Origin of the sequence: Bacillus sp. IBL03825 (assembly GCF_024712505.1) — a bacterium.
Taxonomy (GTDB): Bacteria; Bacillota; Bacilli; order Bacillales; family Bacillaceae_G; genus Bacillus_A; species Bacillus_A wiedmannii.
Genome location: NZ_JAMXKE010000001.1, coordinates 1541891 through 1554534, shown reverse-complemented (window position 1 = coordinate 1554534; position 12644 = coordinate 1541891). Strand labels below are relative to the sequence as shown.

The following is a 12644-nucleotide window of genomic DNA, read 5'->3' as shown; positions in this document are numbered from 1 at the left end:
TGTTCCCTCAGGGAATATTGTTATTAAAAAAAATCGACTTGTTCTTCAAACAAATCAACTACACTCTCTTTTAATACATGTGCCATTTTAGATGCCAAGTTATATGATATTTTCTTTTTATAATTATGATTATTAATTAGCTTGTAACAATAACTACAAGATATATTTAATTTATCTGCTAATTCTTGATATTTATATCCTGATGCTTGAAATGCCAATTTTAATTTCGTTTCATTATTACTTTCATTCATGTTGTAACTCCTTTCTATACCTGTTTACATAAATTTAACATTCCCTAAGGGAAAGTTCAAGATATTTTTTTCCTTTTAATACTATAAATTTAAAGAAAATTCCTCTGATTGATTTTCCCTTTAGGAAATATTATAATAATCCTAACAAACCACTTAAGAGGTGATTATTGTGGAATTTAAAGATCGCTTACGTCAATTACGACAAGAACGAAACTTAACACAACATGAACTAGGACAAGCTATTGGTGTTACTGCTGGTAGTGTTTCTAAATTTGAAACAGGATTTAAGCCGGCATCCAGAGAGACCGTTGAGCGTGCAGCTGATTTTCTTGATGTTCCTGTTGATTATCTATTAGGTAGATCTGATTCTCGTGAACTAGATACTGAAATGAACCAAAAATACTTGAACTTAAAAAGCCGACTCGAACAACTACCTGAAGAACATCAGGAAATAGTCTTACAAAACATGCTTACAATGATGGAAAGCCTAGAAAAATTAAAAAGTACTTAAAAATAGTGATGTAGTACTACTCATCGCTATTTTTTATTGTTGGCTCGATATTAAATGCTACATCGATGAATTGCTGAAATTCCTCTTCTCCATTTGAACATGCATTCACACAATTTAAAAAAGCTTTTAGAATGCTCTCTTTTCTCATTATTATTCCCCCTCACCTGCTGTAATTTAATTATAACCTTTCCTCTAGGGAAAATTCAGAAAAGTATATCATTTTTCATTTTTCGTTTTTAGTTTACTAAAAAAAGGATTGAGAGATTCTCAATCCTTTTTCATCAGCCACCCGGTTTGATGGTTTCTTGCATATATAATGTTTGTTCATGTTTCTTGGAGTTGTCTTGTGTCTGTTCTGTAAATCCGCTCGACACAGTGAATACTGTTAATGCAACTAAGATTGTAGATATTAATTTTTTCATTAGTAAACGCTCCCTCTCCTATATTGCCTTTAAAGCCTACCATTGACTTAATTAATTCGGAACTATCTCCTCTTTTGAGGATCTCTTTTGCAACCAAACTTGTAAAAAAGTAATTTGATTGTAAAAGGAATTTTTGAAAACATTCATATATTCCGTTAGGCGATGTAGAAACAACACCTTCAAAATATACAAGAAAATCTTCTTCTGCACCATCGTATAGTGAATCTTGGAGTAGTTGCAGGGTAGATTGATCTGGCAAACTTTGAAATTGTTTCAAAAACTCATCTGAATCTTCAGGTAATATTTCATTTAAGTATATCTTAGCAAAATCTAGGTTGTAACGCACCTCTTTTTCATAAGTTTTATCACCAACTTTTTTAAATAACGCGTAACTATCCTCGAAATATTTTAAACTTTTTGTCTTGTCTTCTCCTAAATAGGTCATTCCTAATATGTATAAAGCATCAGAGATTGTTTTTTCACTTATATTAGCATCAATTATTACATGTGCAAATTGTCTGGCTAAATCTAATTGATTATAATGTAGATAAACAGGAGCGAATATCTCCGCTATTCTGTAAATGTAACATTCTTTAATATAAGACTTTCTATCACTATCTACAGTCATAACTTGTTGTTCAATTTCCTGAATTAATTCTAACATCAAACTATATTTCTTTAAGTGAAAATGATTATAGCACTTCATTATATCCACAAGTATATTTAAAACCTTATCCTTTGGTTGTCCTATTTTTTTTAGTTCATTGATAATTTCCGTCCCATGTGTTTCACCAATTATATATTTATATAAAATCCCATATACAGACACATATTCCCCAAGCGTGCCTGTTTCACTAGTATGTTTTACAAGTAGTTTGTGCAGTAAATTTATGTTTCTGGTTACGCATGCATATTCAAAACTCTGTTTTATTGCTTCTGTTGCATCTAAATCAAGGCACCATTCAACCATCGTCTCTTTAGAAGTTTTGTCTTTATCATTTATTACATGCGATAGCTTTACTAGTTGACAAAAACCAATTGTACCTGTTCTTTTAAATTTAGACATATATTGTTTTGATACTCCAATTGCACTGGCTACACTACTTGCTGTTATATCGTCCCTATCCTCAATTATCCCCATAATTTTTTCATGAAATTTCAATTGCCTATCCCCCTTCAATTCAATAAGTAACACATCATCCCTTATATTTACAGAATATTTTATCACATTACCAAGAACGTGTATTCTGCTCCATCCGAATATCATGTTGAGAAAGTTTTATGTCCTAAAAAAAACCAATAACCAACTAAATTTCTAAGGAATTTAGTTGGTTATTGGTTACTGTAATAAACACGACAGTTACACCGATTGTTGATGCTACTTTAGTAATAAATAAAAATGCTAGTACAACTTTTGCTACAATTGGAGATACAATTACATTCACTTCAGTTGTTACAAATACCGGAAATACTACTGCTAATAACGTTGTATTTACAGATACAATTCCAAACGGTACCGCTTTTGTCCCAAATAGCTTTAAAATAAATGGTGTAACCATCCCAAATGCAAATCCACAAAACGGTATTACTATTGGTAACTTGAATTCAAATGCATCGGTTACACTTAGTTTTCAAGTAAATATTACAACTCTTCCAAACCCTAATCCAATTCCTAACAAATCATCGCTTCAATATAGCTTTATTGTTGATATTAATGAGCCGCCTGTTTCACGAACAGTTCAATCCAATAAAACTTTTACACAAGTAAATACCGCTTCCGTTATCGCAACAAAAACTGCAAGCAGTGCATTTGCTGCTGTTGGAGATACAATTACGTATACAACTACCCTCACTAATAGCGGAAATACTACCGCAAACACACCTGTTTTTATCGATATATTACCACCTGAACTTTCATTCGTTCCTGATAGCGTACAAATTAATACGATCCCACAACTTGGATTTAGACCAGAGAGCGGGATTTCTTTAGACCCCATTCCAGTTGGAGGAACGACAACAATTAGTTTTCAAGTTATCGTTGGCTCAATACCAGCTACAAATCCTACGTTGAATCAATCCAGTACGACATATTCTATCATTGTGGATCCTACCCAGCCACCGGTGACAGAAACAGCTACAAGTAATCCAACTTTAGTGCAAATTAACGAAGCATTTATTCAAGCAACGAAAAATGTGGACCGTATCTTTTCTGACGTTGCACCAGGAAATTCATTTTTAACGTATACTGTTTTATTAGATAATATAGGGAACACGACTGCTACGAATATCATTTTTACAGATCCAATTCCAAATAATACAGTATTTATAGAAGATAGCGTTCGAGTAGGTGGGGTTTTATTACCTGGAGTAAATCCGGCGAATGGGATACCAATTGGGGATATTATTGCAGGAGATTTTATAAACGTCACCTTCAGTGTGCAAGTAGTTAGTATTCCAAATCCTATTTTTACAATCGGACCTGGAGGGCCAAATTCACCGGTTGTAAACGGTGCTTCTATTAATTATCAATTTATGACAGGACCTAATTTACCACTCGTTTCAAGAAGTACGACATCCAATCCTGTTTCGACACAAATAAATTCTGGGGAAATTGTGGCAATTAAATCTGTAGATAAAACTTTTGCAACAATTGGAGATACAATTTCTTATACAATTTCATTAAGCAATCCTGGAAATGTAACATCACAAAATGTGATATTTACTGATATGTTACCTGACGGAACAACATTTATTTCTGGAACTCTTATAAACGAATTAGGCACTCAACAAATTGGGAATCCAGCTAGTGGGATTCAGATTGGAAATATAAACCCTGGTAGTATGGTTGCTATTACGATAAGCGTACTTGTTACAAACATTCCGAGTATAAATCCAATTTCGAATTTTAGTTCTGTACAATTTGCACATGTGGTCGATCCTAGCCAACCATCCGTATCACAAACGAATGTATCTAATGCAGTTTCAACAACAATTAATAGTGCAATATTAAATACAACAAAAACTGTTGATAAATCTATTATTTCCGTCGGTGATACACTTACGTATACAACTACAATTACGAATACAGGAAATACACCTGCTACAAATATAACTTTTACAAGTACCATTCCTCCTAGCACTACTTTCGTACCAGATTCGGTCACAATAAATGGCATCCAACAGCTTGGTGCACAGCCAGCACTTGGAGTAACTATACCAAATATCGCTCCAGGTGAAACAGTAACTGTTACTTTCCAAGTAAATGTTATTTCTGTTCCCCCTTCAAGCTCGATTATGGGTAACGATACGATTTTATACTCTTATACTGTTGATCCAAACGGAACTCCTGCTACTACTTCTACTTCAACGAATATTGTTACAACCCCTGTATTAGATGCTATGATTACGATGATTAAATCAGTCGATCAAACACTTGTAACGCTAGGTGATACCATTACCTATACGACAACCTTAACGAATAGTGGTAATACAAACGCAACTAATATTACTTTCACTGACCTTATACCAGATGGTACAACGTTTATTACTGATAGCGTTACAATAGATGGCATCACGCAAATTGGTCTTAATCCTAATACAGGCATAACAATTGGAGCAATTGCTCCTAACAGCTCAATAGCAATAGCATTTCAAGTTACCGCTACTTCTACTCCTGTTCAAAATCCTATTGCCAATTCCGCTAGTTCTTCTTACACATTTATCACTGACCCTAATGCCCCTATTGTTTCAAGAAATGTTACTTCAAACACAGTGTTCACTACAATTAACACAGCTACCATTCTTTCATTAAAACAAGTCGATAAATCCTTTAGTCGTATTGGAGACACACTCACCTATACTGTTACTTTAACAAACAATGGAAACTCATCCGCACAAAATGTTATTTTCTCAGATACAATACCGAGCGGAACTACATTTATTACAAACTCATTTTCTATTAACGGGGTTCCTCAAAGTGGTGCGGACCCATCGAACGGTGTAAATATTGGGCCTATAACAGCTGGGTCTACAGTAAATGCTTCATTCCAAGTAAACGTGGCGTCATTACCAACCGAAAACCCAATTGTAAATTTCTCATCAACATCGTATCAATTAGTCTCACCGCCTGATGCAGAAACTTCAATTAGCAATCCTGTTTCAACTCAAATTAAAGAAGCTATATTATCCATGACGAAAAACGAGAGTGTATCCTTTATAGACGTCGGGCAAACTGCTTTTTACACTACTTCTATTTCGAATATAGGAAATACAGATGCAGCCAACATTGTATTCACAGATGTATTACCGAGCGGACTCACATTTGTTCCTAACACATTAACTGTTGATGGTGTTTTACAACCTGGCGCGAATCCAAATACAGGTGTATTACTTGCAGCACTTCCGCCTAATGAAATATATAGTATCGTATTTCAAGTTACGGTTAACAGCATCCCACCTATTAATCCTGTACCAAATACAGCATCAACGACGTATGAGTTTACTGTTGATCCTGTTAATCCTCCCGTTTCAAGTACAGCTAATTCTAACACGACGCTTCTTCAAATAAACAATGCAACTATTATTAGTACAAAAACAGCAAATCTTACTTTTGCGGATGTTGGTAATACAATAACATTTACACTTAACCTTCCTAATACCGGGAATGTGGCTGCAACTGATGTTACCGTTATCGATATACTTGATAGCAATTTAAGTTTCGTTCCAAACAGTTTCACAGTTAATGGGCAAACCATTCCAAACGCTGATTTATCTACTGGTGTAAATATCGGTTCAATTAATGGTGGAAACACATCAATCGTCACATTCCAAGCCATCGTTTCAACCCTCCCAATCAACAATCCTATTTCTAATTCGGCTCTTACCACTTACCGTTATATTGTTGATCCAGATCAGCCGCTCATTTCAACTTCTAATCAATCTAATACAACGACGACACAAGTTAATAGCGCTATCCTTACTGCACAAAAAAATTCAAATGTGGAAACAGTAGATATTGGGCAAGATATTGTCTACTCCGTTACGATTACAAATAGCGGAAATGTTAGTGCGACGAATGTTATTTTTACCGACCTAATTCCAGACGGAACTTCCTTTGAACCGAATAGTTTTACACTTAACGGAACTACCATCCCAAATGCAGACCTAATTACAGGCGTTCCAATTGGTGATATTGCGCCAAACGAATCTGTCATTGTAACATTTCATATTAGTGCCGATGAAATTCCGCCTATAAATCCAATTACCAATCAAGCTAGTGTTAGTTTCCAACATATCGTCAATCCAGCTAATCCTCCTGTTTCAAAAAACATTACTTCAAATATTGTTACAACAACAATTGAAAGTGCTATTTTAACTACTACTAAAATCGGAGATAAAGCTTTTGCAACGATTGGTGATACGATTACGTATACAACTACGATTACGAATACAGGAAATATTCCTGCTAATAACGTTATTTTCTCAGACCCGATTCCATCGTGGACACAATTTGTTGCAGGATCAGTTATTGTTGATGGCACACCATTAGCATCTGCTTCTATCATTGACGGTATTGGCATAAATACAATCATTCCAAATCAAACTGTAACAATCATATTCCAAGTTCAAATCGTAAGCAACCCAACAACGTTCACACCTGAACTCCAAAACTTAGGATTTGTGAACTTCCAATATAACGTAGGAAATGCATTACAGGCTCAGCCTGGCAATGTGGAAACGAACGTCTTCGTTACTTCTATTAATTCAGTAATACTTTCAGCTGTAAAAACTGCTAATACTGCCTTTGCAAACATCGGCGACACGATCACTTATACAGTTTTAATTCAAAATAGCGGCAATACAAACGCTACGAATGTAAATTTCTCAGATCCGATTCCAGCAGGAACAACTTTTGTTGAAAACAGTTTTACTGTAAATGGAAGTACCATTCCAGGTGCAAATCCAAATAATGGAGTGAATATCGGAACCGTGAACACCGATAGTTCCTTAACAGTTACTTTCCAAGTCATAGTTACATCTACTCCACCTTCGAACCCAATTACAAACGTTGCATCTATTCAATACGAATTTATAGTTAATCCAGCCTCTCCTCCTGTTACAGGTACAATAACTTCTAATAGTGCTTCCACACAAATTAATAACGCTACTGTTACAACTGTTTTAGAAGCAAATCGATCAATCGTATCTATCGGAGATATCATTACGTATACAGCAACATTAACGAATACTGGAAACTTCCCTGCAAATTCTGTATTACTCATTAACGGAGTTCCTGAAGGGGCATTATTTGTTCCAAATAGTGTTACGCTTAACGGGATTCCACTTTCAGATGCAAGTCCAACTCTCGGTATTCCAGTTGGTATTATCGCACCAGGTGATTCTGCTACGATTACGTTCCAATTTCTTGCAAATTCTATTCCACCGCAAGGAGCAATTATAAATCAAGCACTTACAAGTTACACTTATATTGTCGATCCAAGTCAACCTCCAGTTACAGCAACATCTTCATCTAATACGGTGAATACAGCTGTCGTTGATGCATCGCTATCTGTAATTAAAAATACAGATTCCCTCGTACAGTCTACTGACGGTACAATCACTTACACGGTAGTCGTTCAAAATAACGGGAATACAACTGCAAATACAGTTACTTTAACAGATTTGGTCCCAGAGGGAACTGCATTTATTCCGGATAGTGTGACCATTAATGGCGTTTTAGCTCCAGGTACTGATCCAAACGTAGGGATCTCATTAAACTCCATTGCACCTTCGGAAATCGTCACCGTCACATTCCAAGTTATCGTTCAATCCATTCCAAGCGTGAATCCAATTTCTAATACAGCACGTATTGACTATACTTTTATCGCCGATCCAACTGCTCCTATCACCTCTCGAACCATTACTTCTAATCCAGCTTTCACACAAATTTCGGATGCGAATGTTCTTTCTTTAAAAGCAGTCAATGCACAACAAGCAACAACAGGTGATATTTTGACCTATACGATAACGCTAGAAAATACCGGGAATATTCCAGCTACTAATCTCATATTTTCAGATACGCTTCCAGAAGGGACTACATTCGTAGAAAATAGTTTTACACTTAACGGAACAACTATACTTGGTGCAAATCCAAATGTAGGTGTTACTTTGCCTAACCTAGCAGCAAACGCTACTCACCTTATTTCGTTCCAAATTCTTATTAACGATCCATTCTCACAACAATTGATTACAAATCAGTCTAATACAACATATACAATTCAACCAGACCCAGGGCAACCGCCTATTACTGAAACATCTACAAGTAATATTGTCATTACAAATTTCGTGCAAGCACAATTGACAGTTACAAAAACGTCCAATCCAATAACTGTAGATATTGGCGGAACTATACTTTATATTTCTGAAGTGAAAAATACCGGAAATGTTGACGCAATAAATATTACTTTTACAGATTCTATTCCAGCTGGGACTACATTCGTTCCAGATAGTGTCACAATTAACGGTGTACTTCAGCCTGGTGCAAATCCAGGAAACGGAATACCAATTGGAACGATTCCACCAAATAGTTCCAAAACGATACTATTTCAAGTACAAACAAATAATCCACCTACTGAAACCGAAATTGTAAATCAATCATCTGTAAATTACCAATATGTAAGTATTCCTACAGCTCCACCAGTGAATCGCTCTGCAAATTCTAATATTGTTACAACATCACTTCAAAATGCAAATATTATTTCTGTTAAACAGGCGGATGTTACTTTCGTATCCATCGGGCAAAATATTACCTACACAAATACACTACAAAATATAGGAACTGTTCCAGCTAACAATACGGTGTTCATTGACAACATTCCAGAAGGTACTATATTCATTGAAGATAGCTTATCAATAAATAATGTGATTCAGCCTGGTGTGAACCCTGAAAATGGAGTAACCCTCGGCACGATACAACCAAATGAAACAGTCACTATTTCATTCCAAGTACAACTTACAAATATACCAGAGGGCAACACAGTCATTAACATTTCAGACACTTCATATGAATACCAAATTGACCCTAGTTCTCCGATTATTCAGCGTAGATCATTATCAAATGCAGTAAATACTGAAGTGCGTACGGCAAATGTTAGTGCAATTAAATCCGCTAACAGATCTATTACACGCATAGGTCAAATTATCACATATACAGTCGCAGTTACAAACGCTGGTACGGTACCTATTACAAATACTCTCCTAATTGACGCAATTGCTGCTGGTACAACATTCGTTCCAAATAGCATCCTTGTAGATGGCATACCAAGACCTAACGAAAATCCAATTACCGGAATCACCCTTGATATTATCCTTCCAAACAATACAATTATCGTTACATTCCAAGTAAATGTAGTCTCTATTCCTTCTCAAAATAACATTAATAATATCGCCGTCATCCACTATGAGTATCAGCCAGACCCAAGCTTACCACCAATTTCAGAAACGACATCTTCCAATACTACAAATATACAATTTATTGATGCTATTCTTATCGCTACAAAATCCGCTAATACAGTATTAGCAAATATTGATGAAACCATTGAATATACAGTGCTCATTCAAAATAACGGCTCCACTACAACTAACTCCATCTTTTTTACAGATACTATAGAGGATGGAACAGTATTTATTCCGGGAAGTGTAACAGTTAACAACACTGTACTTCCTGCAGCAGATCCGAATATCGGCTTTTTCATTCCTAATATCGCATCAGGTCAATCGACAACAATAACATTCCAAGTTTCCGTTACGAATTTACCTGCTGTAAACCCAACACCTAATACTGCAAACATCGTCTACGACTTTATTTTCAACCCTGACTTTGCACCAATTCAAAAATCTACTACTTCCAATACTACTTTCGTTCAAATTAATGACGCTGATATCGTTTCACTGAAAACTGTTGATTTGACCTCTGTAGCAATTGGTGACATTTTAACTTATACAACAACTTTAACGAATACAGGAAATACGGATGCTACTTCTGTTGTATTTACAGACAATATCCCTGATGGAACAACCTTTATAGACGGTAGTGTTTTAGTAAATAATATCCCTCAGCTTAACGCGGATCCAAGTACTGGTATACTTGTAGGAACGATTGCTCCTAACATTTCTATCCCAGTCACGTTTTCCGTTACCGTGGTATCTCTTCCAGCTAGCAGTCGTATCCAAAACCAATCAACTTCTCGTTATACAATTAATGGCGAGGAACAAATATCAACTAGTAATATTACCTTCACCGAAGTTATTTCTGCTAATGTACTCGCTATAAAAACAACACCTATCCAATATGCTGACCTACAAACGATTATCCCTTACACAATTTCCATCACAAACAATGGGAATATACAAGTAGAAAACATTATCGTTACAGATATCATCCCAGCAAATACGAGCTTTATAGAGAATAGTGTTATTGTGAATGGCATCGCTCTTCCAAATGACAATCCACTTAACGGGATACAACTTGATAACATTCCGTCTAATACGACAGCAACTATTCTATTCCAAGTACGGGTTACTTCAATTCCGCAAACAAATCCAATCTCTAACACGAGTACAATTGAATACCAATACACGTTACCAGATCGACCACCTATTACCGAGACTATTATTTCATCAGCTGCCGTAACAATAATTAATCATGCAACTTTGAATAGTAATAAAACTGTTGACCTAGCATTTGCAACAGTCGGTGACACGTTAACGTATACGATTACACTCAATCAAACTGGTAATGTTGCAGCAAATGATGTAGTCATTCAAGATATTATTCCTCAAGGTACTACGTTTATAGAAAATAGCGTCATTGTAAACGGAGAAACTCTTCCGGGAGTTAATCCAGTAAGTGGTATACCAATTGGTACCATAACTGTTGGCGGAAATGCTATCGCTTCATTCCAAGTGTCTGTGACTTCTATCCCAACACCAAATGAACTCAACAACAACGCAATTACTACCTTTAACTATATAGTCAACCCAAATAACGTACCTGTTACGAATGCAACTACAACCAATACCGTCACAACGACTGTCCAAAATGATAATGTCTTTGCTATTAAGTCTGTTGATGTAACGAATGCATTACCTGGTCAAACTTTAACGTATATAATTACGATTACAAATAGCGGTAATGTTACGATTGAAGACCTTCTTGCCATAGACACCGTACCAGTAGATACAGCCTTCGTTACGGGCAGCGTTACGATTAACGGAATCAATCAACCTAATGCAAATCCTGAAAATGGTATTACATTAGGAAATCTTGTTCCTAATGAAGCTGCTATCATTACTTTCCAAGTAACAATATCTTCTTCAACTCTTCAATCTGCAATCAATAACGATGCTTCTATTTCCTATACTGTTACCATTGATCCGAATGAACCGCCTATTACAATTACAAAGCAAACAAATACCGTTACAACAACAGTAGTTGATCCGATGGTTCGCATTGAAAAGACAGCTGATAAATCTATCGTAACAACAGGAGAGACCATAACTTTCACATTGGAAGTAATAAATCATTCACCAATTCCTACAATCAGTACTTCTGTCCTAGATATCATTCCAGCTGGTACAACATTTATAGAAAACAGCGTAACAATTAACGGTACTCCGGTTCCAAATGTTCGTCCAGACACTGGTATTAATATCGGCGCTTTACCTGCAGATGGAGTATCAACGATAACATTTAAAGTTCTCGTCACTTCTATTCCTTCAAACAATACAATTGTCAATTCCGCAACAGTTACAGCAGCTTTCCAATTGACACCACAAGACCCGATTATTACTTTCATTGTTAATTCAAACATTGTACGCATACTAGTTCAATTTATAACTGCAACAGTAGTAAAAAACGCTTCCGTCAACTCAGCTTATTTAAACCAATATTTTGATTATACGGTGCGTATTACAAATACTTCTGATATTTCACTTTCAAATGTTTCATTACAAGATACCATTCCACTAGGTTTACAATTCATGAACGGCACTGTCTTTATTAACGGCGAACGCTCTCCACTAGCGAATCCGAATATCGGTTTCCTAGTCGCTACTAATTTGGAACCAAACGAAACAATTAGCGTGTTATTCACAGTACAAGTGATAAGTCCACCTGTTAATAATGAATTTAAAAACACGGCGGATATTTCGTTACAACTTCAAGTCTCACCTACCGACCCACCAATTACAGTAACCGTTACAAGCAACGAAAACACCGTCAACTTTATTCCAAAAAATCCTGATGAAACACTTCCAAATTTCAATTGTTTCTTTGACGGCGAACATTTTATACGCATTACCCCTCGAAATATACGAAATTACTTTTGGACTTGGATTTGGTGGCGTTAATTTAAACAAAAAGAGATTGTAGTTTGGTTGAACCCAAATTACAATCTCTTT

General features: G+C 35.8%; 4 protein-coding genes and 1 pseudogene. 2 read left to right on the top strand and 3 right to left on the bottom strand.

What is annotated here, in order from left to right; translation table 11 throughout:
- Positions 1 to 23: 23 nt before the first annotated feature.
- Positions 24 to 251: a helix-turn-helix domain-containing protein gene (locus NHG49_RS08140; protein ID WP_258125698.1), complete on the bottom strand. Its 228-nt coding sequence runs from the start codon at positions 249 to 251 to the stop codon at positions 24 to 26.
- Positions 252 to 420: 169 nt separating this feature from the next.
- Between NHG49_RS08140 and NHG49_RS08135 the strand changes: the two genes are divergently transcribed.
- Entirely contained in the window at positions 421 to 762 is a 342-nt protein-coding gene (locus NHG49_RS08135; RefSeq protein WP_258125696.1) for a helix-turn-helix domain-containing protein, read from the top strand.
- A 16-nt stretch (positions 763 to 778) separates the two neighbouring features.
- Here NHG49_RS08135 and NHG49_RS08130 read toward each other — a convergent pair whose 3' ends face one another.
- Positions 779 to 910 carry a hypothetical protein gene (locus tag NHG49_RS08130; protein ID WP_257144135.1) on the bottom strand — a complete coding sequence of 44 codons (132 nt, stop codon included), beginning with the start codon at positions 908 to 910 and terminating at the stop codon, positions 779 to 781.
- Positions 911 to 1086: 176 nt separating this feature from the next.
- Positions 1087 to 2346 carry an AimR family lysis-lysogeny pheromone receptor gene (locus NHG49_RS08125; RefSeq protein ID WP_258125695.1) on the bottom strand — a complete coding sequence of 420 codons (1260 nt, stop codon included), beginning with the start codon at positions 2344 to 2346 and terminating at the stop codon, positions 1087 to 1089.
- Between the two features lie 179 nt (positions 2347 to 2525).
- On the opposite strand from NHG49_RS08125, the pseudogene NHG49_RS08120 reads away from it, so the two are divergent.
- Positions 2526 to 12593 (top strand): annotated as a pseudogene (locus NHG49_RS08120) (cell surface protein); the annotation flags it as partial.
- Positions 12594 to 12644 lie beyond the last annotated feature (51 nt).